Origin of the sequence: Streptomyces corallincola (genome assembly GCF_019104725.1) — a bacterium.
Lineage (GTDB): Bacteria > Actinomycetota > Actinomycetes > Streptomycetales > Streptomycetaceae > Streptomyces > Streptomyces corallincola.
This window is the reverse complement of the sequence record NZ_JAHRXF010000025.1, coordinates 63138-85582: the sequence shown is the minus strand read 5'-3', so window position 1 is coordinate 85582 and position 22445 is coordinate 63138. Positions and strand designations below refer to the sequence as shown.

The 22445-nt window shown below is 73.7% G+C and carries 18 protein-coding genes; 6 read left to right on the top strand and 12 right to left on the bottom strand.

Annotation, left to right across the window (positions count from 1 at the left end; translation table 11 throughout):
* Positions 1-237 precede the first annotated feature (237 nt).
* A complete protein-coding gene (locus KUM39_RS17490) occupies positions 238-1245 on the bottom strand; it encodes a stage II sporulation protein M (protein ID WP_217786602.1) in 1008 nt (335 codons plus the stop codon).
* A 141-nt stretch (positions 1246-1386) separates the two neighbouring features.
* Between KUM39_RS17490 and KUM39_RS17485 the strand changes: the two genes are divergently transcribed.
* Entirely contained in the window at positions 1387-2355 is a 969-nt protein-coding gene (locus tag KUM39_RS17485) for an RDD family protein (RefSeq protein WP_217786601.1), read from the top strand.
* 2 nt (positions 2356-2357) lie between these two features.
* Here the strand turns inward: KUM39_RS17485 and KUM39_RS17480 are convergent, their stop codons facing one another.
* The 8 genes from KUM39_RS17480 to KUM39_RS17445 all read right to left on the bottom strand — a co-directional run bounded on the left by KUM39_RS17480 (position 2358) and on the right by KUM39_RS17445 (position 10979).
* Complete coding sequence (locus KUM39_RS17480) at positions 2358-2972, bottom strand: hypothetical protein (protein ID WP_217786600.1); 615 nt, start codon at positions 2970-2972, stop codon at positions 2358-2360.
* A gap of 175 nt (positions 2973-3147) precedes the next feature.
* Positions 3148-4605, bottom strand: a complete 1458-nt coding sequence (gene ahcY / locus KUM39_RS17475) for an adenosylhomocysteinase (protein ID WP_217786599.1) — start codon at positions 4603-4605, stop codon at positions 3148-3150.
* A 275-nt stretch (positions 4606-4880) separates the two neighbouring features.
* Positions 4881-5861 carry a cation diffusion facilitator family transporter gene (locus KUM39_RS17470; RefSeq protein ID WP_217786598.1) on the bottom strand — a complete coding sequence of 327 codons (981 nt, stop codon included), beginning with the start codon at positions 5859-5861 and terminating at the stop codon, positions 4881-4883.
* A gap of 191 nt (positions 5862-6052) precedes the next feature.
* Positions 6053-7204, bottom strand: a complete 1152-nt coding sequence (manA, locus tag KUM39_RS17465; RefSeq protein ID WP_217786597.1) for a mannose-6-phosphate isomerase, class I — start codon at positions 7202-7204, stop codon at positions 6053-6055.
* A 206-nt stretch (positions 7205-7410) separates the two neighbouring features.
* Positions 7411-8538: an SIS domain-containing protein gene (locus tag KUM39_RS17460; RefSeq protein ID WP_217786596.1), complete on the bottom strand. Its 1128-nt coding sequence runs from the start codon at positions 8536-8538 to the stop codon at positions 7411-7413.
* Positions 8539-8752: 214 nt separating this feature from the next.
* Entirely contained in the window at positions 8753-8923 is a 171-nt protein-coding gene (locus KUM39_RS17455) for a Trm112 family protein (protein ID WP_217786595.1), read from the bottom strand.
* A 208-nt stretch (positions 8924-9131) separates the two neighbouring features.
* Positions 9132-10496, bottom strand: coding sequence for a phosphomannomutase/phosphoglucomutase (locus KUM39_RS17450; protein WP_217786594.1), 1365 nt, complete (start codon positions 10494-10496; stop codon positions 9132-9134).
* Positions 10497-10607: 111 nt separating this feature from the next.
* Complete coding sequence (locus KUM39_RS17445; RefSeq protein ID WP_217786593.1) at positions 10608-10979, bottom strand: DUF3499 domain-containing protein; 372 nt, start codon at positions 10977-10979, stop codon at positions 10608-10610.
* Positions 10980-11288: 309 nt separating this feature from the next.
* On the opposite strand from KUM39_RS17445, the gene KUM39_RS17440 reads away from it, so the two are divergent.
* Entirely contained in the window at positions 11289-11741 is a 453-nt protein-coding gene (locus tag KUM39_RS17440; RefSeq protein WP_217786608.1) for a metallopeptidase family protein, read from the top strand.
* A gap of 147 nt (positions 11742-11888) precedes the next feature.
* Here the strand turns inward: KUM39_RS17440 and KUM39_RS17435 are convergent, their stop codons facing one another.
* From KUM39_RS17435 to KUM39_RS17425, 3 genes are all read right to left on the bottom strand, one after another.
* A complete protein-coding gene (locus KUM39_RS17435) occupies positions 11889-13406 on the bottom strand; it encodes a DUF5719 family protein (protein WP_217786592.1) in 1518 nt (505 codons plus the stop codon).
* Complete coding sequence (locus tag KUM39_RS17430) at positions 13403-17191, bottom strand: glycosyltransferase (RefSeq protein WP_217786591.1); 3789 nt, start codon at positions 17189-17191, stop codon at positions 13403-13405. Before KUM39_RS17430 ends, KUM39_RS17435 begins: the two co-directional genes overlap by 4 nt.
* Before the next feature lie 220 nt (positions 17192-17411).
* A complete protein-coding gene (locus tag KUM39_RS17425) occupies positions 17412-17675 on the bottom strand; it encodes a WhiB family transcriptional regulator (protein ID WP_217786590.1) in 264 nt (87 codons plus the stop codon).
* Positions 17676-18341: 666 nt separating this feature from the next.
* On the opposite strand from KUM39_RS17425, the gene KUM39_RS17420 reads away from it, so the two are divergent.
* From KUM39_RS17420 to KUM39_RS17405, 4 genes are all read left to right on the top strand, one after another.
* Positions 18342-18866, top strand: a complete 525-nt coding sequence (locus KUM39_RS17420; RefSeq protein WP_217786589.1) for a cysteine dioxygenase — start codon at positions 18342-18344, stop codon at positions 18864-18866.
* 121 nt (positions 18867-18987) lie between these two features.
* Positions 18988-19947: a 2-phospho-L-lactate transferase gene (gene cofD, locus KUM39_RS17415; protein WP_217786588.1), complete on the top strand. Its 960-nt coding sequence runs from the start codon at positions 18988-18990 to the stop codon at positions 19945-19947.
* Positions 19944-21287, top strand: coding sequence for a coenzyme F420-0:L-glutamate ligase (locus KUM39_RS17410; RefSeq protein WP_217786587.1), 1344 nt, complete (start codon positions 19944-19946; stop codon positions 21285-21287). The genes cofD and KUM39_RS17410 overlap by 4 nt, the downstream gene beginning before the upstream one ends.
* Before the next feature lie 84 nt (positions 21288-21371).
* The gene (locus KUM39_RS17405) at positions 21372-22388 is read left to right on the top strand and encodes a DNA-3-methyladenine glycosylase family protein (protein WP_217786586.1); all 1017 of its coding nucleotides are present in this window, start codon (positions 21372-21374) and stop codon (positions 22386-22388) included.
* The last annotated feature ends 57 nt before the right edge of the window (positions 22389-22445 follow it).

Below are 22445 nucleotides of genomic sequence, written 5' to 3'. Positions count from 1 at the left end.
TTATCAGAAGTTTTTGGCCGGTCTGACCGGCCGCTCATTTCTGACGTTTACGTCGGGGGGGGGTGCTTTCTCGATGCGCTTTCGCGGCTTATTCGGAGAAGCAGATAGATTCTAACCGCTGCGCCCCACTCTGTCGAGTTCAGGGCAACTGTTCTAACCTACCGCCTCGCTCTGGCCGTGTCAACGGTTTTTGCGGGGCGATGAGGAGACTAGCAGCTCATCGGGGCCCGATGCACATCAGGCGGCCGTGGGCACGCTGGCGCTTCGCTCGGCCGCGGAGAGGTCGCCCGTCTCGCCTGCCCGTTCCGCCCGGCCACCGATGACGTAGACGTAGGCCAGGAAGGCGAGTTCGGCCGTGATGCCGATGCCGATGCGGGCCCAGGTGGGCAAGCCGGACGGGGTGACGAAGCCTTCGATGGCGCCGGAGACGAACAGGACCAGGGCGAGGCCGATGGCCATGCCGACCGCAGCTCTGCCCTCTTCGGCCATTGCGGTGCGGCGGGTGCGCGGGCCGGGGTCGATCAGGGTCCAGCCGAGGCGCAGCCCCGTACCCGCGGCGATGAAGACCGCGGTGAGTTCGAGGAGGCCGTGCGGGAGGATCAGGCCGAGGAAGGTGTCCAGGCGTCCGGCGGAGGTCATCAGACCGATGCCGACCGCCAGGTTGAGGACGTTCTGGAAGAGGATCCAGAGGACGGGCAGGCCGAGGAAGACGCCGAGGACCAGGCACAGCGCGGCGGCCTGAGCGTTGTTCGTCCACACCTGGGCGGCGAAGGAGGCCGCCGGGTGGCTGGAGTAGTACGTCTCGTACTCGCCGCCGGGGCGGGTCAGTTGCCGGAGTTGGTCGGGGGCCGCGATGGTCGCCCGTACTTCGGGGTGGACGGCGATCCACCAGCCGATGAGGGCCGCGAGGGCGGTGGAGACTAGCGCGGTGGGGACCCACCAGTGGCGTGAGCGGTAGACGGCGGCGGGGAAGCCCGCGCCGAGGAAGCGGGCGGCGTCGCGCCAGGAGGTGCGGCGGGTGCCGGTCACCGAGCTGCGCGCGCGGGCGACCAACTGGCTGAGCCGACCGGTCAGTTGCGGGTCCGGGGCGCTGGACTGGATCAGCGAGAGGTGGGTGGCGGTGCGCTGGTAGAGGGTGACGAGTTCGTCGGCCTCGGTGCCGTTCAGTCGGCGTCGGCGGCTGACCAGGGTGTCGAGGCGGTCCCACTCGGCTCGGTGTGCGGCGACGAAGACGTCCAGGTCCATCGGGTCTGCCTGCTCCTCGGTGCTTGTCCGACACGCGTGGGAGATGCGCGGTCCGCTGTCAGCTTGTCGTACCGCGACGCGGTGTGTGCTCAGCTTGGCAGACTTGCCGTATAGGGGTGGACCAGGGGAAGGACGGGCGGCGTGAGTGAGCTGGTGACCGGTGAGGCGGTGGCGCTCGAAGTGCGCCCGGCCAAGCTGCCGAGCAGGGCGTTGGCGACGACGCTCGATCTGATCGTCTACATGGTGCTGTACGTGGGGGTGATCATCGGGCTGGCGGCGGCCACCTCGTCGCTGGACGAGGCCGCTCAGACGGCGCTGGCCATCGCGTCGTTCCTGCTCGTGCTGGTCGGTGTGCCGATCGCGGTGGAGACGCTGAGCCACGGGCGTTCGCTGGGGAAGCTGGCGTGCGGGCTGCGGGTGGTGCGGGACGACGGGGGGCCGATCCGGTTCCGGCACGCGCTGGTGCGGGGTGCGCTGGGGGTCGTCGAGCTGCTGATGACGTTCGGGGTGGTGGCGACCATCGCCTCGCTGGTGTCGGAGCGGGGACGGCGGCTGGGTGACGTGTTCGCGGGGACGCTGGTGGTGCGGGAGCGGGTCCCGGTCGGGTGGGCCGGTGCCGTACCGCCTCCTCCGCCGTGGCTCGCCGGGCGGTACGCGGAGGTGGATCTGTCGGCGGTGCCGGACGGGACGTGGCTGGGCGTCCGGCAGTACCTGACGCGTATGCACCAGCTCGATCAGCAGGTCGGCTGGGGTATGGCGCAGCGGTACGCGGCCGAGATCTCGGCGCTGACCGGGGCGCTGGTGCCGCAGGGGGAGCATCCGGCGGCCTTCCTGGCGGCGGTGGTGCAGGAGCGGCAGACACGCGAGCAACATGCCTACGGGCAGCGGGCGTACGGGAAGGGGGCGTACGGGCAAGGGGTGGCCTCTCCCCAGGCTCCGGGGACCTCGGCCTTCGCTGCGCCCTCTCCGCACCCTCTGCCCTCTCCGGCCTCTCCGGTGGCTTCCGCCCCTGCCGTCCCGTCGGACTCTCCAGCTCCTTCGTCCACCCCCGTGCCCCCGTCCGATGTCCCGGTGAAGCGGTCTGCCGGGGGGTTCGCGCCTCCCGCGTGAGGTCAGGCGAAGTCCGACGGGGGTGACTCCAGTTCCTCCAGTTCGATGCCGGGGGCCGAGAGGACCACGTCGCCGGTGATGTGGACGGTGTGCCGTTCGCCGGTGTCCAGGGCTGTGACCTGGTATTCGTCCACGGTCAGGGGGCCGTTGTCAGTGGGGTGTGCTTCTCTCTTCACCAGGGCCCAGGACTGGTCCACGGTGCGGGGGGCGAGGACCGGATCGGTGAAGGTGACGAGCCGTACGCGGGTCGCGGCGGCGGAGGGGGTGAGGCGGAGGAGACGGCTGGTGGCGACGAGGAAGGCGGGGGAGGTTCCGGTGAAGGCGTGGGCGCGCACGGTGCCTTCGGTGGCCTCGGCTCCGGCGGGGTCGGTGCGGACCCAGGTGACGCCGTCGAGGGCGGCGCCGCGCACCTGCCAGCCACCGGCGCGGAGTTCGAGCCGCAGGGGGCGGCCGAGGGCGTCGAGGGCGAGGTCCACGCTGCCGCGGGGGGCACCGTCCGGTGTGGTGGTCGTGGCGACGTAGCGCCAGCCGGAGGGGCCGGGGGCGCACTGGAAGCGTTCCTCGGCGAGGGGGGTGTGGTCGTGCGGATCGTGGAGTGTGTATCGGCCGCGGGGCATTGGGGGTCCTGGGTCGTGACGGGGCCGGGACGGCCCGGTGGTCGTGCTCCGTGGGCGGCGCGGCCACTTCGGGGGCGGACGGGGGGGGACCAAAGGGGCAGGCCCCCGGCACGGGGGTGCGGGGGCCTGCCTTCGAGGACTGCTGAGCGGTCGGCGCGGTGAGCCGCGCGTGGGCTCAGTAGCGGTAGTGGTCGGCCTTGTAGGGGCCGTCCACCTCGACGCCGATGTACGCGGCCTGCTCGGGGCGGAGCTGGGTGAGCTTCACGCCGAGGGAGGCCAGGTGGAGCCGGGCGACCTTCTCGTCCAGGTGCTTGGGCAGCGTGTAGACGCCGGTCGGGTACTCCGCCTGCTTGGTGAACAGCTCGATCTGGGCCAGCGTCTGGTCCGCGAAGGAGTTGGACATGACGAAGGACGGGTGACCGGTGGCGTTGCCCAGGTTGAGCAGGCGGCCCTCGGACAGCACGATGATCTTCTTGCCGTCGGGGAAGGTCCAGGTGTGGACCTGCGGCTTGACCTCGTCCTTGACGATGCCCGGGATCCTGGCCAGACCGGCCATGTCGATCTCGTTGTCGAAGTGGCCGATGTTGCCGACGATCGCCTGGTGCTTCATCTTCTCCATGTCCGACGCAAGGATGATGTCCTTGTTGCCGGTCGTGGTGACGAAGATGTCGCCCTTGTCGATGACCTCGTCCAGGGTGGTGACCTGGAAGCCGTCCATCGCCGCCTGGAGGGCGCAGATCGGGTCGATCTCGGTGATGATGACGCGGGCGCCCTGGCCGCGCAGGGACTCGGCGCAGCCCTTGCCGACGTCGCCGTAGCCGCAGACGACGGCGGTCTTGCCGCCGATGAGGACGTCGGTGGCACGGTTGATGCCGTCGATCAGGGAGTGGCGGCAGCCGTACTTGTTGTCGAACTTCGACTTGGTGACGGCGTCGTTGACGTTGATCGCCGGGAACAGCAGGACGCCGTCGCGCTGCATCTCGTACAGGCGGTGGACGCCGGTGGTGGTCTCCTCGGTGACGCCGCGGATCTCGGAGGCGAGGTCCGTCCACTTCTGGGAGCCGTCGGTGATGGTGCGGTTCAGGAGTTCGAGGATGACGCGGTGCTCGTCGGACTCGGCGGTCTCGACGCCGGGGACCTTGCCGTCCTTCTCGTACTCGACGCCCTTGTGCACGAGGAGGGTGGCGTCGCCGCCGTCGTCGAGGATCATGTTCGGGCCGCCGGTGGGGCTGTTCGGCCAGGTCAGCGCCTGCTCGGTGCACCACCAGTACTCTTCGAGGGTTTCGCCCTTCCAGGCGAAGACCGGGATGCCCCGCGGGTTGTCCGGGGTGCCCTCCGGACCGACCGCGATGGCGGCGGCGGCGTGGTCCTGGGTGGAGAAGATGTTGCAGGACGCCCAGCGGACCTCGGCGCCGAGGGCGACGAGGGTCTCGATCAGGACGGCGGTCTGCACGGTCATGTGCAGGGAGCCGGTGACACGGGCGCCGGCCAGCGGCTGGGTGGCGGCGTACTCCTTGCGGATCGCCATCAGGCCGGGCATCTCGTGCTCGGCGAGGGTGATCTCCTTGCGGCCGAAGTCGGCCAGGGAGAGGTCGGCGACCTTGAAGTCCTGTCGGTTTTCGACAGTCGTCATTGCGAGCTGCTCCTCGGTTTCGGGTGTCGAGGTCGGGTACGGCTGGTCTGCGCGGCGGCGGACACAGGTGTGCCCGAGAAGAGGACACAGGCATGCCCGCGTGCGCGCAGCGCAGTCCGTCGGAGGCCCTCTCTCCCTCGGACGGTCCTCGTCGGGACCGCCCGACCGCCATCAGCAGCGACGTCTGGCTCCGTCCCAAGCTACACCGAGGGGCGGGGCGTGCCCCAGTCCGCCTCCGTACGGTTCCGGCCGTTCGGAGCAGAGCGGCGGGTGGATCAGTGGTCGGCCGGGTGCCGGTCGGGGCCGCCGGGGGCGGCGTCGGGGTCGGCGCCGCGGGCGGCCTCGGCCTCGTCGTAGATGTCCGGCTCCAGGTAGATGACGCGGGCGATCGGCACGGCCGCGCGGATGCGGGCCTCGGCCGCGTTGATGGCGTTCGCCACCTCGGTGGCCGTGTCGTCGTGCTGGACGGCGATCTTGGCGGCGACGAGGAGTTCCTCGGGGCCGAGGTGGAGGGTGCGCATGTGGATGATGCCGGTCACGGTGTCGCCGTCCACGACGGCGGCCTCGATCTTCCTGACCTCTTCGATCCCGGCGGCCTCGCCGAGCAGCAGCGACTTGGTCTCGGCGGCGAGCACCAGGGCGATCAGGACGAGCAGTACACCGATGCAGACCGTGCCGATGCCGTCCCAGACGCCGTCGCCGGTGAGCAGGGAGAGGCCGACACCGCCGAGCGCGAGGACCAGGCCGATGAGCGCGCCGAAGTCCTCCAGGAGCACCACGGGCAGCTCGGGTGCCTTGGCGCGGCGGATGAACTGCGCCCAGGAGAGACGGCCGCGCAGTTCGTTGGACTCCTTGATGGCGGTGCGGAACGAGAAGCCCTCGGCGAGGATCGCGAAGAGCAGGACGCCCACCGGCCAGTACCAGTTGTCCAGTTCGTGCGGGTGGAGGACCTTCTCGACGCCCTCGTAGACGGCGAACATGCCGCCGACGGAGAAGAGGACGATGGAGACGAGGAAGGCGTAGATGTACCGCTCGCGGCCGTAGCCGAAGGGGTGCTGCGGGGTGGCGTCGCGCTGCGCGCGCTTGCCGCCGATGAGCAGCAGGAACTGGTTGCCGGAGTCGGCCAGTGAGTGGACACCTTCGGCGAGCATCGAGGACGAGCCGCTGAACGCGAACGCCACGAACTTCGATACCGCGATGGCGAGGTTGGCGCCGAGTGCCGCCACGATCGCCTTCGTACCGCCTGACGCGCTCATGTCTCCGCGTTGTCCCTTCGCCCTGGGTCGGGTGCGCACGCCCGTGCCGTCCCGGCGTGCGCCCGCCCTTTGCCCTTGCTTTGCCGGTGGGTCATTCTTGCAGCCCGGTCCGGCGGCGGTGCGTCAGGTATCCACAGGCGCGGTCGTACGATCGGCCCGGCGGCCGGTCGTACGACCCGTCAGGCGGCCGGTCAGAGGCGGACGGTGGCCCGGAACAGGGTGCCGGTGCCGGACACCTCGGTCTTCTCACCGGCCGGGACGAACACCGACCGGCCGGGGGCGAGGTCGAGGTCGCCCGCGCGGACCGTGCCCGCTGTGCAGAGCAGGATCTGCGGGGTGGCGAGGGTGAGGTCGTGGGCGGCGGCGCCCTCGGGGAGGACGTAGCGGGAGAGGCGGAACTCGTCGATGGGGGTCGCGTAGACCTCCTCGCCGTCCGGGCCCGCCTCGGGGTGCAGGACGCCCGCGTCGCCGGACTCGAAGCGGACGACGCGCAGGAGTTCGGGCACGTCCACGTGCTTTGGGGTGAGGCCGCAGCGGAGCACGTTGTCGGAGTTGGCCATGATCTCGACGCCGAGGCCGGTCAGGTAGGCGTGCGGGATGCCCGCGCCGAGGAACAGCGCCTCGCCGGGCTGGAGCCGGACGTGGTTGAGGAGCATGGCGGCGATGACACCGGGGTCGCCGGGGTAGTGGCGGGCGATCTCGGCGTAGGGGGTGTGGTCGCCGCCGAGCCGCTCGCAGGCGGCGCTCGCCTCCGCGACCGTACGGGCCATCTCGTCGCGGTCGGCGGTGAGGACGGCGGTGAGCACCTCGCGCAGGGCCGCCTCCTCGGGGCGGGCGCGCAGCAGGTCCACGTACGGCTTCAGGGAGGCGACGTCGAGGGCGTCGAGGAGGTCGGCGGTGCGGTGCGGGTCGCGGAAGCCGCAGAGGCCGTCGAACTCGGTGAGGGCGCAGATGAGTTCGGGCTTGTGGTTGGCGTCCTTGTAGTTGCGGTGCGGGGCGTCCACGGGGATGCCGCGCCGTTCCTCGTCCGCGTACCCCTCCTTCGCCTGGGCGAGGTCGGGGTGGACCTGGAGGGAGAGGGGCGAACCGGCGGCGAGCAGCTTCAGCAGGAACGGCAGGCGGGGGCCGAACCGGGCGACCGCCTCCGGGCCGAGTTCGCGCGCGGGGTCGGCGTCCAGGACCTCGGCGAGCGTGCCGCGCCCGGTGCGGGACGGGGCTCCGGGGTGGGCGCCCATCCACATCTCCGCCTGCGGTTCGCCGGTGGGTTCGACGCCGAGCAGCTGCGGGATGGCGGTGGGCGAACCCCACGCGTAGGGGCGGACGGTGTTGTCGAGGCGGTCCATCTGTCTCTCAGTCTCCGTGTGCGTGCGGGTGGTGCTGCCGGGCCGGCGCCGTTGCCGGTGAGTGTCTGTGGGGGGGGCGGCCGATCGTCCCGCCGGGCCGAGCGCCGGTGTCAGCCGGTGTCAGCCGGTGTCAGCCGGTGTCAGCCGGTACTACTGGACAGCGGGCCCGGTCGGAACGGTACGACCGGTCCGATGATCGTGCCGGTTCAGGCGCCGGAGGCGAGCGCCAGGTAGACCGCCGCGAAATCGGTGACGGCGATCAGCTCGGCGAGGGTCTCCAGTTCGGCCCCCTCCTCCGGCTCCAGCTCGCTCATCGGGGTGTCGTGCCCGAGGGCCAGTTCGCGGGCGGCCGGGGCGGCGGTGAGGCCGCCGAGGGGGCGGTCGCGGAGCAGCACCACACGGGCGTGCAGCGCGGGCGGCTCGTCCACCCGGTCGCGGAAGAAGTCGTCGGGGTCGGCACCGGCCGCGAGCGGTCCGGACAGCAGCGCGTGGTGCTCCGCGAGCGCCTCGGGCAGTTCCGCGACCAGCGCGGGACGCCCGGCGAGTTCCGCGAGCGCGGCGGCGAAGCGGCGCCCCGCCGGACCGGCGGAGCTGCCCTCGGTCCACACGACCGGGAGGGCGTCGGCGAGTTCGGCGGCGAGCGTCTTGGCGGGGTTGCTGTACGTCACAACGGCGGGCCCGCAGCGTTCCGCGACCCGGTCGAGGCGGTCGGCCACCTTCTCCAGCGCCTCCGGTGCCGCCTCCAGCAGGCCGACGCGGTCCAGCAGCGCGAGGAGCGGGGTGAGGAGCGCCCAGAAGACGCCGGGCGAGGACGCGGCGACGGGTTCCGACTGGTCGTAGGGCGCGGTCGCCATCGGCAGGAACAGGCCGTGCGCGCCGGTGACGGAGTCCGCGAGCGGGCTGCGCGGCGGGGCCACGGCGACGACGGAGCAGCCGCGCCGGTACGCCTGTTCCGCGAGCAGGCCGAGGCTGGGCTCCGAGCCGTCCGGTGTGATGATCAGCAGCAGGTCCACGGAGCCCGCCCAGCCGGGGAGTTCCCAGCGCAGCGCGCCCGGTGCCGGGGCCACGCCGGTCGGGGCGAGGCGGGTGACGGGGCTGCCGGGTCCGGCGAGGGTGCCGAGCAGGTCGGCGGTGTGGGTGGCGGCGGCGCCGGGTCCCGCGATGAGGACGGCGCGGGGGCGGCCGTCCGGCTTCAGCGCGGCGACGCCCGCCTCGGCGGCCAGCCGGGCGGCCGTGCGGACCCGCGCGCCCGCCTCCGCCGCGCCGCGCAGGAGCCCCCGGCGGTCGGCGTCGGCCAGGGCGTCCGGGGCGTCTAGCAGCGATTCGTCCAGCATGGGCGGCGTCTCCGATCGCTGGGGCCTGGGGCGGGTCGCGGGGGTGTGCGGCGCGGACCGGGGGCCGCACGGTCGTGCGGTCGTACGAACAGTCCGGCAGGGCGCGTACGCGTCGCACCGGTCGTACGCGTCGTACGGGTCGTACGGCGGGACCGGGACCCGGCCACGAGGTGCCGGGAGGGTTCCCGGAGCGTGGTGCCCGTAGGGGTCTTCCCTAGGCGGGGCGGCGGGCCTCGTCCACGAGGAGGACCGGGATGTCGTCACGGACGGGGTAGGCGAGACCGCAGTCCTGGGACGTGCAGATCAGCTCCGCGTCCTGCTCCTTGAGGGGGGCGTGGCAGGCGGGGCAGGCCAGGATCTCCAGGAGGCCGGCTTCGAGCGGCATGGGGTGTCCCTTCGAAAAGCGGTGGGCACACGGCGGTGGGCGTGTTGCCGATGTGCTGGTCAGGGTACCGCTGGTGGGTCACCGGGGGCTCGGCCCGCCTCCCCCGCCGTACGGCCGCCCAACCCCGGGCCGACCCTGGCCGAGCCCCGATCGGACCCCGGGCCGACCCCGGAGGCCGACCCCGAGCGGCCCCCGGGTATGCCCTCGATCAGCCCCTGATCAGGTTCAGCGCCTCGTCGCGGACCCGGATCATGGTGGCCTCGTCCCTGGCCTCGGCGTTGAGGCGCAGCAGGGGCTCGGTGTTGGAGGGGCGGACGTTGAACCACCAGTCGTCCGCCGACACCGTGAGGCCGTCGAGGTCGTCCAGGGTGATGCCGGGGCGGCCGGTGTAAGCGGCGCGGATCGCGGTGAGGCGGGCGGCCTGGTCGGCCACGGTGGAGTTGATCTCACCGGACCCGGCGTAGCGGTCGTACCGCGTGACCAGCGCCGACAGCGGGCCGTCCTGGCCGCCGAGCGCGGCGAGGACGTGCAGGGCGGCGAGCATGCCGGTGTCGGCGTTCCAGAAGTCCTTGAAGTAGTAGTGCGCGGAGTGCTCGCCGCCGAAGATCGCGCCGGAGCGGGCCATCTCGGCCTTGATGAAGGAGTGGCCGACGCGGGTGCGCACCGGGGTGCCGCCGAGTTCGCGGACCACCTCGGGGACCGTGCGGGAGGTGATTAGGTTGTGGATGACCGTGCCCGAGCCGCCGTTGCGGGCCAGTTCGCGCGCGGCGACCAGCGCGGTGACCGCCGACGGGGAGACCGGGTCGCCGTTCTCGTCCACCACGAAGCAGCGGTCGGCGTCGCCGTCGAACGCGATGCCCAGGTCGGCGCCCTCGGCCGGGACGCGCTTGCTCAGGTCCACGATGTTGGCCGGGTCCAGCGGGTTGGCCTCGTGGTTGGGGAAGGTGCCGTCCAGCTCGAAGTACATGGGGACGAGCGTCAGGGGCAGTCCCTCGAAGACCGTGGGGACGGTGTGGCCGCCCATGCCGTTGCCCGCGTCCACGACGACCTTCAGCGGGCGTACGGCGGTGAGGTCCACCAGGGAGCGCAGATGGGCCGCGTAGTCGGCGAGGGTCTCGCGGGCGGACAGGGTGCCGGGGGTGGCGGCCGGTTCGGGGGCGCCGGACTCCAGCCACCGCTCGACCAGCGCGCGGATGTCGGCGAGGCCGGTGTCCTGGCCGACCGGGGCGGCGCCCGCGCGGCACAGCTTGATGCCGTTGTACCGCGCCGGGTTGTGCGAGGCGGTGAACATCGCGCCGGGCAGATCCAGGGCGCCGGAGGCGTAGTAGAGCTGGTCGGTGGAGCAGAGGCCGATCTCGGTGACATCCGCGCCGCGCTCGGCCGCGCCGTGCGCGAAGGCGCGGGCGAGGCCGGGCGACGAGGGGCGCATGTCGTGGCCGACGACGATCGCGGTCGCGCCCGTCACCTCGGTGAAGGCGGCGCCGAAGAGGCGGGCCAGGGTCTCGTCCCACTGGTCCGGGACCACTCCGCGTACGTCGTACGCCTTCACGATCTGCGACAGATCAGCAGCCACGGCCAACCCTCCTGAAAGTCCTATGGGTGCCCACAAACTACCCAACGGGGATGGGGGGCGGCAGGTTTGAACCGCTGACGGCCGCTCGGTTGACGGCCCGTTGGCGTCCGGTCAGTTGTCCGGGGAGCGCAGGACGCGGAGGTGGCCCCGGCGGGGGACGTCACGGGGGTCGGCGCCGCGCTGGGGACCGGGTTCGCCGGAACGTTCCTGGGGGCGGGCGGCCTCGCGCACGGCGTTGGCCAGGGCCTCCAGGTCGTCACCGCTGGGGCGGGCGGGCGCGGAGGCGTCGAGCAGGCGGACGACCTCCCAGCCGCGCGGGGCGGTGAGGCGCTCGGAGTGCTCGGCACAGAGGTCGTAGCAGTGGGGTTCGGCGTAGGTGGCCAGGGGGCCGAGGACCGCGGTCGAGTCGGCGTAGACGTACGTCAGCGTCGCGACGGCGGGTCGGCCGCAGGCGGTGCGCGAACAGCGACGTACAGGGCTCACGACGTTGGACGGTACCGCACTCTTGAGCGGGCCGCGACGACTCCGGCCCGGCTCACTCCCCCGTGTCGCGCTGTGACTCCGGCCACATACCCTTCTGTGCAGGGGGTGTTGACCTGCAGGGACGCTCTCGGGCGGGGGCGCGGGGCGGTGCCCGCGCGGGGGCGGGACGGCGCAAACGCCGTCAATTGCCGCGAGTTCAGCGGTCCGGGAAGGTTACGGAAACGAGGCATTGCCCGGCCGGACCGGCTCCTCGGGGCTCCGCGTCGGGCGCGGGCGGCGCGGGGGCTCGCGGTCTACGCTTCACCAGTGATGGACAACCGTGTACCGCCCCGCGCCTCTGGCCCCGGACCCCGTCGCCGTGATCGTCACGGGCGGGGGATGCGGGGGCCCATCGCGCCGCCCCAGGTGCCGTTGGCGGCGTCCCGGGCCGATGCCTTCGCGGATCTGGTGCAGGACTCCGTGGAGCGGCTGGAGCGGCGGTGGCCGCAGCTCGCCGACATCGATTTCCTCGTGCTGGAGGTGCCTCGGCTGGAGGGCGGGAGCGGGGATGCCTGGAGCGACGAGCCGGTGCCGCTCGGCGGGGTCGCGCCCGCGCGCGAGGGGCGGCGGGCCAAGGTCGTCGTCTACCGGCGGCCGGTGGAGATCCGCAGCAAGGGGCGCGACGAGCGGGCGGCCCTGGTGCACGAGGTCGTCGTCGAGCAGGTGGCCGAGTTGCTGGGGCTGACTCCGGAGACGGTCGATCCTCGGTACGGGGAGGACTGAGGGGGTACCCCCGGGGCCCCTCTGCCCCTCTGCGCGGCCCCCGGCGGCACGCCTGCCCGCGCTCACGGCGGCTGTCCGCCGCAGCCATGCCGTGCCGCCCTCCTGCCACCGGCTACTGGCTACTGGCTACTGGCTACTGGCTACTGGCTACTTCTGGAGGATCGACAAGTCCTCGTTCGTCTGCGGTACCGGGACCAGGGAGTGGTCGGTGGGGAGGGTCTGGGTGGTGAAGGCGGAGGTGCCGTTCTCGGTGGAGGTCAGGGTGCGGGCGGCGTAGGCGGGGCCGCCGGTGAGGGTTTCGACGGTGAGGGCGTAGGTGCCCTTGAGGCCGGAGGGGACCGGGGCGGCGACGTCCTGGGTCGTGCCGGACTTGATGGTGAAGGTCTTGGACACCGGGGTGCCGCCCTCGGTGCCCGCGGAGGCGGTGACCTTGACGGTGGCCGTGGCGGTGGGGGCGGAGATCGAGAGCGTGGTGCCCTTGCCGCTGTTGTCGGCGGCGGTGGCGCGGGCGCCGACGGGGGCGGTGGCCGGGATGAACGCGGTCTCCTGGCCCGCGCCCTTGCCGCGTACGACGCGCAGCGCGGCGACGACCGGGACGGAGCCGTCGGACGGGGTCAGCACCAGTGAGCCCGCTTCCCCGCGGGTGACGGCGCCGAGGTCGGCGGAGGTGGTCATGCCCGCCTTGACATGCAGCGTCTCGTTGCCGGCCGGGGTGATCAGGCCGTCCGGGGAGGCCAGCCGCACCGTGAGGTCGGCGTCGTCGTCGCCCGGTGTGAAGGCGATCAGGCGGACGTCGGTGGCGTCCTTGGGGATGCCCGGCAGGACGAGCCGGGCGGCGGGGTCGGCGGACGCGGCCAGCCAGTCGCCGCCCTGCTTGTCGTCCAGGGCCTGCACGGAGGCGCCGATCCGGCCGCTGCGCGCGACGACGTGCACGGTGAGGTCGCTCTGGTGCTCGGCGGTGAGCGTGGACAGCAGTACGGGCTCGCTGCTGTGCGGCGGGACCGTGAAGCCGTCGGCGACCGTGGACTTGATCTGCCCGTCCTTGCCGTACAGCTGGACGTCCACCACGGCGGCCGAGTCGTCCGGGTTGGTCAGGTGGACGTAGTCGGTGCGGCTCTCGGCGGTGCTGGCGCCGGGGAACCAGAACTCGGTGTCGGGGGCCGAGCAGGTGACGCCGAGCAGGCCGCGCCCGGTACCGGCGGCGACCTTGGTGGTCTCCTGGACGGTCCAGCCGGGCGCGTACCTGCCGTCGGCGAGGCCGATCAGCGCGGGCGCGTCCCCGCCCGAGGTGTCGCCGGTGGCCGGGGTGCCGGGCGCCTTGGGGGTGACGGCGGGCCGGGCGGCCTTCTTGCCGCCCTTGGAGGTGCCGTCCCCGCCGCCGCTGGCGTCCGTGCCGTCGGCGGACTTCTCGGACGCCGCTGCCAGCGCCGCCTTCCCGTCGCCGGGCGCGCCCTTGGTGACGGGTGTGAACGAGGTGTACGACGTCTCGGCGATGTCGGAGGAGCTGGGCGCCGGGCAGAGCAGGCCGGAGCGCTGCACCGGCAGTTCGGCGGCGGCCTTGACGGTGCTCCCGCCGGGCGCGGCGGGGGCGTCCAGGGAGGCGAAGGCGGTGACGGCGGCCAGGGCCGCGCTCCCGGCGATCAGGGACAGGGTCGTGCGGTTCACTGCTGGCTCCCGTCGGGGCGCTCACTGCCGTAGGGGTGCTGGGCGGGGTCGTAGCCCTGCGGGTGGGCGGCCGGGTCGTACGGCTGCTGCTGCTCGTGGGCAGGGGTGCCGTCGTAGCCGTAGGGGTCGTACGCGCCCTGCTGGTAGGGGTCGGCGGGGTATGCCCGCGGGTCGTGGCCGGGCTGCTGGTACTGACCGGCGTCCTGGTAGGCGTCGGTGCCGTAGCCGCCGTACTCGGCGTTCGCGTACTCCCAGTCGCCGTACGGCTGCTGGTGCGGGACCTGGACCGGGTCCTGCCGGTGCGGGGTGCCGGGCGCGGGGTCGGGGAAGGGGTCGCCGGACTGGTGGGGGACGAACTGGCCGGGTGCGCCCGGCTGTTCGGGCATGCCGGGCTCGGCGCCGGGGTGGTCCGCGTGCTCCTCCCCCGTCGGCTGTCCCGCGAAAGCCTGGTCCGCCGGGGCTTGGTCCGCCAGAGCCTGGTCCGCCAGGGCCTGTTCCTCGGCCTGGGCGCGCAGGCGGCGGGCGCGGCGGCCGTCGCCGGTGGTGTCCTGGGCGGGCGGCGGCTCCTCCTCGGGCAGGTCGTCGTCGATGTCGCGGCGGCGGCCGGGGAGGGCGAGGACGACCAGGACGACGGCGAGCGCGCCCTGCGCCCACAGCCAGAGGGTGTGGGTGAACGGGGCGTCGTAGACGACGTCCAGCCGTCCGCCGGTGGCGGGGAGGCGGAAGCCCTGCGCCCAGCCGTCCACGGTGGTCCGGGTGAGCGGCCTGCCGTCCAGGGTGGCGCTCCAGCCCTCGGCTGCGGTGTCGGCCAGGCGCAGCACGCGGCCGTCGGCGCCGGAGGGGACCGAGGTGTGGATCTCGACGGGGCCCGCGGCGACGGGCCGCGCGGCGGCGCCGGAGTCACCGGCGCCGGACGGCGGCACGATGGCGGCGCGGGAGGTCTGCCGGTCGATCCGCCACAGTGCGCTGCCGTGCTGCTCGCTGAGCCGGGACAGGCCGGGCGTGGCGTCCAGGACGCGGCTGATCTCGCGCGGGGCGCCCTGGTGGACGATGACGTAGCGGACCGCGAAGCCGCCGAGTTCGTCGGCCTGGTCGGCGCCGGAACCGGCGACGAGGTTGGCGACGACCTTGTCGAGCCGGGTGTTGTCCCCGGCCGTGGCGGCGAGTTCGGCGTCACCGGTGCGGGCGCCGGAGCCGCGGACCAGGGAGTAGCGGACGTGGGCGGTGGAGTCGCTGTCCAGGACGAGGGTGCGGGCCTGGTCCTGGGTGGTGGTGTCCTCGGCGACGAACGCGGGGACCTGGGAGGGGTCGCGCCGCTCCAGGGGGCCGTCGGCACCGCCCGCCATCCAGCTCGCGGCGACCACCAGGGGGCCGAGGGCGGAGGCGAGGGCGATGAGGGCGGCCACCGGCTGGCGCCAGCCGAAGCTCTGCTCGGCGACTCGCGCGCGGGCGCCGTCCGCGCCGAGCGCGGCGGCGGCGAGCAGGGCGATGCCGTAGACCAGGGTGGCGGGTCCGGCCCAGGCGGAGCGGTTGGCGAGGACGGCGAGGACCAGGCCGGTCAGGGCGACCGCCCAGGCGGTGCGGATCGCGGGCTGCCGCTCCGAGCGCAGCAGCGCGGCGAGGGCGGCGAGCACGATGCCGAGGAGTGTCAGGCCGCTCACGGTGCCGGGGCCGCCGGGGCTGATGCCGAGGAGGTCGGTGGCGGAGGCGGCGGACGGGCCGTAGTCGAGCCCGGCCTCGGTGAGGAAGCCGGTGGGGAACAGGGTGAGCGACCAGGGGGCCAGGATCAGCAGCGGGGTGCCGAGCTGGGCGAGCAGCCGCAGGAGGTGCGCGGGCAGGTCGCCGCGCCGCACCGCCAGGACGCCGATGCCGAGGACCAGGGCGATGGGCCAGACGACCGGGGTGAACGCCGTGGTGATCGTCAGCAGCAGGGCGTACGCCCAGGTGGCGCGCCAGCTGCCGCGCGCGCCGGAGCGGTGCGCGAGGCCGCTCGCGGCGACCCCCGCGCGCGCGATCAGCGGCAGCAGCACGGCGAGTACGGAGGTGCCGATCCGGCCGCCCGCGAGGGCGCCGGTGACGGCGGGCAGGAAGGCGTACGCGATGGCCGCCCAGGCGCGCAGCAGCCGGGAGGTGACCAGCGGCCGGGACGCGAAGTAGGCGCTGAACCCGGCCAGCGGCACGGAGCCGACGAGCAGGACGGTGACCGCGAGCCCGCTGGAGCCGAACAGCAGCGCGGCGAAGGAGGCGAGGACGGCCAGGTAGGGCGGCGCGGCGGCGGTGGAACCGGCGCCGACCGTGTGCCAGGCGTCGGCGTAGCGGGACCAGAGGTCGCCCGCGCCGGAGGGTGCGGGCAGCAGGGCGCCACCGGCCAGGGCGCCGCCGCCGAGCAAGGCGCGGGAGGCCACCAGGGAGATCAGCAGCAGGGCCAGGAAGAGCACCGGGCCGGGTTTGCGGGCGATGCGCCGGAGCCGGGCGAACTGCTCGATCTGGAGGAAGTCGGCGTCGTCGCCGCCGGGCCCGGACTCCACGGCGCCGCCGTGCCGACCGGCCGAGGAGGTGTCGGTGTCGGAGCCGCTGGAGAAGTTCGCCGCGACCTGTTCGACGGTGGCGCGTACGGTCGCGCCGGGCGGCGGCAGCAGCTGCCGCAGTTCGCCCTTGTCGATGAGGGACGGGCCGCGCCTGCGCCGGGCCGCCATGACCCGTTCGGGCCGCAGCAGGGTGCCGAGCAGGCCCCGGATCTCGTCCACGGCCTGGCCGGGGACCTTGCCCACGAGGTAGGCCAGGGTGCGCAGCAGCGTGCCGAGGACGACGCGCAGCAGCACCCAGGGCAGCGCGGCGGCACGGGTGTTGACGAGCAGGGTGTAGACGGCGCCCGCCTTGTCCACCTTGTGCGGGGAGGCGGCGGTGCGGCCGACGCAGTCCACGGTGCGCCGTTCGCGGGAGGCGGCCTCGGCGTGCCGTACGACCGCCTCGGGAGCGATGAGCACCCGGTGTCCGGCCGCATGGGCGCGCCAGCACAGGTCCACGTCGTCACGCATCAGGGGCAGCCGCCGGTCGAACCCGCCGAGCTGTTCGAAGACGTCGCGGCGGACGAGCATGCCCGCGCTGGAGACGGCGTGCACGGTGCGGACGTGGTCGTGCTGGCCCTGGTCCTGCTCCCGGCGGTCCAGGCCGGTCCAGCGGCGGCCGGAGTTGGCGATGGAGACGCCGACCTCCAGCAACTGCCTGCGGTCGTACCAGCCGCGCAGCTTGGGGCCGACGATCGCCACGTCGTCGCGGCCGAGTTCGAGTTCGTTCTCGACGACGCGCAGCAGTTCGGCGAGGGCGCCGGGTTCGGGCGCGCAGTCGTCGTGCAGCAGCCAGAGCCACTGGACGGGTTCGCCGTGCGGCAGTTCGGGCATGTCGTACGCGTCGTCGCGCCAGGTGCGGGTGACCGGGTCCCAGCCGCTGGGGCGCCTGAGGTACGGCAGTTCGTCGGGGGTGAGCACGGGGGCGATCCGGGTCGCCTCCTCGACGGCCTGGCCGAAGCCGGTGCGCCGGGCGAGGTGGAGGACGCGGTCGTCGCCGAACAGCTCCGCGATCCGCTGGGCGGAGTCGTCCGCGCTGCCGGTGTCGGCGGCCACCGCGTACTGCACGGGGCGCTCCTGCCCGGCCAGCCCGGCGAGCACCTCGGGCAGCCAGCGGGCGCCGTCGTGGGCGACGAGGACCGCGGTGACCACATGGCGCGGGAACTCAGGTGCGGCAGCGGGTTCTTGACGGGCTGCCTGATGGCTGTGCACGGTCATCGAGGTACGGGCCCCGGTTCGCTGGACTGCGGTGGACGACCCCGTTGGACGGCGGGGTTCCTCGGACGAGCGTCCACACTATCGGCTGACCATGCCGACGGCCCGCCCCCTGTGGACAACCCACGGGGGACGGGCCGTTCGCGCTGTGGTGTCCCGGTGTCCGGCCGCCGTCCGGCGAGGGGCGGCGGGGGTCCGGTGCGGTCCGGTGCGCGAGGTGGCCCTAGACGGCGGCCTTCTTCAGCCGACGGCGCTCGCGCTCGGACAGGCCGCCCCAGATGCCGAAGCGCTCGTCGTTGGCGAGTGCGTACTCCAGGCATTCGGAGCGCACCTCACAGGCGAGGCAGACCTTTTTGGCCTCTCTGGTGGAGCCGCCCTTCTCGGGGAAGAAGGACTCGGGGTCGGTCTGGGCGCACAGCGCGCGCTCCTGCCAGCCGAGTTCCTCTTCCGCGTCTTCGACCAGCAGTTGCTGCACCAGCTCGGTCATGTGCGCCCCTCGATCTGTCTCCACGTCCCCGTGCGTAGCCGTCACCGATTTCGGCTGAACGACACGAGTGAAATTACAAGTGTGCTGCTCCGTGCGAGTCAAGCCGAGATCTGCTATTGGGCCCGTTATTCACTCTGCGGAACCAAGGGGCTGCGGAAAGTGTTCATATCGCCATAAACCTTGACATACCGACATGGCCCAAGCGGGGCGCCCACCCCGTACTCACTCGGTGTACGAAGGAGGACGTTCCCGCGTTCGATCACGTTCCGCGAGGCTTGCGCGCTCGGATGTGCGCCATGTGTCCCGAGGTCGGGGGGGACAAACCTTTCGCCTTCCAGAGGAACCGGATGGGGTGAAACGTGTCCCACATACCGGGCGTCGAGTTGACAGTGCGGGTGTGAGTAGGTCTCCTGGTGGGCATGTTCGCGTACTTGACCACCGCTCGGACCCGCATCGCCGGGTCCCTCGGTGTCGCGCGCGCGTGCTGTTGTTGTCGCCACAGCTGTTGAGCCCATCGCGCTCCGGCTGCCTCCGGGCCCATCACGGCCCGGCCGCACCACCCTCTTCCGTCCCCGATGCCGCGGGACACCCCTCGCCGCCCGCGATCCGGGCGCACGCACCGCCGCCCCCGCACGTCCCTCTGACGCCGAGGACTCACGCACCCCCATGAACAGCGACAGCGACCTCCAGATCGCGGGCGACCTCCTCGAAGTCCCGCACCTGCTCCAGCCGCCGCGCCCGCATCCGGTGACCGTCGCGGAGTTCGCGGGCCTGGCCCGCGCCATCGCCGCCGACCGCGCCGGGTGGGCCCACCTCGTCCGCTACGACGCCACCACCCGCTGGTACCACCGGCTGCGCACCGGGCCCGGCTACGAGGTGTGGCTGCTGTCCTGGGTGCCGGGGCAGGGCAGCGGACACCACGACCACGGCCGTTCCTCCGGCGTCCTCACGGTGCTCGACGGCACCCTCACCGAGCGCGCCGGGCGGCACACCCGCAGCCTCGGCGCGGGGGCCCAGCGGGTGTTCGCGCCCGGTTACGTCCACGAGGTGGTCAACGACGCCCTGGAGCCCGCCGTCAGCCTGCACGTCTACCACCCCGGCCTGACCCGGATGACCCCGCACGCGGCCCCGCACTGCGAGGCGGCGGCCGGGCCGTACGCGTCCGCCGGTCCCCGCCCGGTCGGCGCCTGAGCGCACGCCGGGCGCCGTGCCCCGCGCGGCCGGACGCCGTCACCGCGCGCCGCCGGGCCCTCCCGCCCCACCCGTCCCGGCCGCCTGCCGCGTCGTCGGACCCGCCTGCGAGACTTGGACCATGCGCATTGTGGTTCTGGCAGGCGGCATCGGCGGTGCCCGTTTCCTGCGCGGTCTGAAGCGGGCCGTGCCGGACGCGGAGGTCACGGTCATCGGCAACACCGGCGACGACATCCACCTCTTCGGGCTGAAGGTCTGCCCGGACCTCGACACGGTGATGTACACGCTGGGCGGCGGCATCAACGAGGAGCAGGGCTGGGGTCGTACCGACGAGAGCTTCCGGGTCAAGGAGGAGCTGGCCGCGTACGGCGTCGGACCGGAGTGGTTCGGGCTCGGCGACCGGGACTTCGCCACGCACATCGTGCGGACGCAGATGCTGGCCGCCGGGTATCCGCTGAGCGCGGTCACCGACGCGCTCTGCGAGCGGTGGAAGCCGGGCGTGCGGCTGATCCCGATGAGCGACGACCGGGTGGAGACCCATGTCGCCGTCGAGATCGACGGGGAGCGCAGGGCCGTCCACTTCCAGGAGTACTGGGTGCGGATGCGGGCCTCGGTGCCCGCCGAGGCGGTCGTGCCGGTCGGCGCCGAGCAGGCCAAGCCCGCGCCCGGCGTGCTGGAGGCGGTCGCGGCGGCCGACGTGATCCTCTTCCCGCCGTCCAACCCGGTCGTGTCCGTCGGCACGATCCTCGCCGTCCCCGGCATCCGGGAGGCCGTCGCGGAGGCGGGCGCGCCGGTCGTCGGCCTCTCCCCCATCGTCGGTGACGCGCCGGTGCGCGGGATGGCGGACAAGGTGCTCGCCGCCGTGGGCGTGGAGTCCACGGCCGCCGCGGTCGCCGCCCACTACGGCGCGGGACTGCTGGACGGCTGGCTGGTGGACACCGTGGACGCCGGGTCGGTGGACCGGATCGAGGCGGACGGCATCCGCTGCCGCGCCGTACCGCTGATGATGACCGACGTGGACGCCACCGCGCGGATGGCCCGCGAGGCGCTCGCCCTCGCCGAGGAGGTGCGGCAGCCGTGAGCGGTACGGAGGCGGAGACCGCCGGGAGCGGTACGGGCGGGGAGGCCGCCGGGTTCCGGGTCTGGGCGCTGCCCGGCATCCCCGAGGTGCGCCCCGGTGACGACCTGGCCAAGCTGATCGCCGCCGCCGGGCCCGGACTGGCCGACGGGGACGTACTGCTGGTCACCTCCAAGATCGTCTCCAAGGCCGAGGGCCGGATCGTCCACGCGGACGACCGGGAGGCCGCGATCGACGCCGAGACGGTGCGGGTGGTCGCCCGGCGGGGTCCGCTGCGGATCGTGGAGAACCGGCAGGGCCTGGTCATGGCCGCCGCCGGGGTGGACGCCTCCAACACGCCCGCCGGGACCGTACTGCTGCTCCCCGAGGACCCGGACGCCTCCGCGCGCGCCATCCGCGCGGGGCTGCGCGACGCGCTCGGGGTCGAGGTGGGCGTGCTGGTCACCGACACCTTCGGGCGGCCCTGGCGCGCCGGGCTCACCGACGTCGCCATCGGCGCGGCCGGGGTGCGGGTCCTGGACGACCTGCGCGGCGGCACCGACGCGCACGGCAACCCGCTGAGCGCGACCGTGGTCGCCACCGCCGACGAACTCGCCGCCGCCGGTGACCTCGTCAAGGGCAAGGCCGCCGGACGGCCGGTCGCCGTGGTGCGCGGCCTCGCGCACACCACCGGCGCCGAGGACGGCGAGGGCGCGCGGGCACTGGTGCGTCCCTCGCGGGACGACATGTTCCGGCTCGGCACCTCCGAGGCGGTCCGCGAGGCCGTACGGCAGCGGCGTACCGTCCGGACCTTCACCGACGAGCCGGTGGACCCGGCGGCCGTGCGCCGTGCCGTGGCCGCCGCCGTCACCGCGCCCGCGCCGCACCACACCACTCCCTGGCGGTTCGTGCTGCTGGAGTCCGCCGCCTCCCGGACCCGGCTGCTGGACGCCATGCGGGACGCGTGGGTCGCCGATCTACGGCGGGACGGCAAGGGCGAGGAGTCGATCGCCAAGCGGGTCCGGCGCGGCGACGTGCTGCGGAACGCGCCGTATCTGGTGGTGCCGTGCCTGGTCATGGACGGCTCCCACACCTACGGCGATCCGCGCCGGGACGCGGCCGAGCGGGAGATGTTCGTCGTCGCCACCGGCGCGGGTGTGCAGAACCTGCTGGTCGCGCTCGCCGGGGAACGGCTGGGGTCGGCCTGGGTGTCGTCCACCATGTTCTGCCGTGACGTGGTCCGCGAGGTGCTGGAACTCCCCGCCGACTGGGACCCGATGGGGGCCGTCGCCGTCGGGCATCCGGGCGAGGAGCCCCGGGCGCGGCCGGAGCGGGACGCGGAGGCGTTCGTCGAGGTGCGGTGAGTCACCCCGGCGGGGGCGGGGGAGGCGGGGATTCCGTAGGACACTCGGAGGAGGCGTCTCCCCCCGCTCGTAAGGACATCAGCCGTGGCAGGACGTTTCGCTCCCCGGTCCCCCCGGCCGACGCGTACGACGGTGCGCGGCGGGGAGGCTGTCGTGCCGTCCGAGGTGCCCCGGCAGGGACCGTCCGCGCGGGTACGGCGCTGGGTGCCGCCCGGCGCGCTCGATCTGGGGCTGGTGCTCGGACCGCTGCGGCGCGGGCCCGGTGATCCGACGTTCCGTACGACCCCGGACGGGTCGGTGTGGCGTACCGCCCGTACGCCCGCCGGGCCGGGGACGCTCCGGGTGCACGCCGGTGCCGGGGAGGTCGTCGGGGAGGCGTGGGGGCCGGGCGCGGGGTGGCTGCTGGACACGCTGCCCGAGCTGCTCGGCGCCGCCGACGAGCCCGAGGCGTTCGAGCCGCGCCACCGGGTGGTGGCGCTCGCGCGGCACCGGCGGCCGGGGCTGCGGCTGACGCGGACCGGTCTCGTGCTGGAGTCCCTGATCCCGTCGGTGCTGGAGCAGAAGGTCACCGCCGAGGAGGCGTACCGCGCCTGGCGGCTGCTCGTCCGGGGTTTCGGTGAGCGGGCGCCCGGTCCCGCCGGGGCGAGTGCGCGTCCCCTCTTCGTCATGCCCTCGCCCCGTGAGTGGGCCCTGATTCCCTCCTGGGAGTGGCACCGGGCCGGTGTGGACGACAAGCGGGCGTCCACGATTCTGCGCGCGGTGCGGGTCGCCTCCCGGCTCGAAGAGGGGGTGTCCCTGCCGGTCTCCGACGCGCGGGCACGGCTGGAGGTCGTCCCCGGTGTGGGGCCCTGGACCTCCGCGGAGGTCGTCCAGCGCAGTCACGGGGCGGTGGACGCGGTCACCGTGGGCGACCTCCACCTCCCCGGCATCATCGGCTTCGCCCTCGCCGGTGACCGGTCCGCCGACGATGCGGAGATGCTGCGGCTCCTCGCCCCCTACGCGGGGCAGCGGCAGCGTGCCGTCCGGCTGATCCTGCTGAGCGGGGTGGTGCCGGGGCGGCGGGCGCCGAAGATGCGGAAGGTGGACATCGGGGGGCTGTAGTCGGGGCAGTTGTGCGGGGGCCGCTCGCTGGGAGGTGCCGCCCGCGAAGGGGGCACC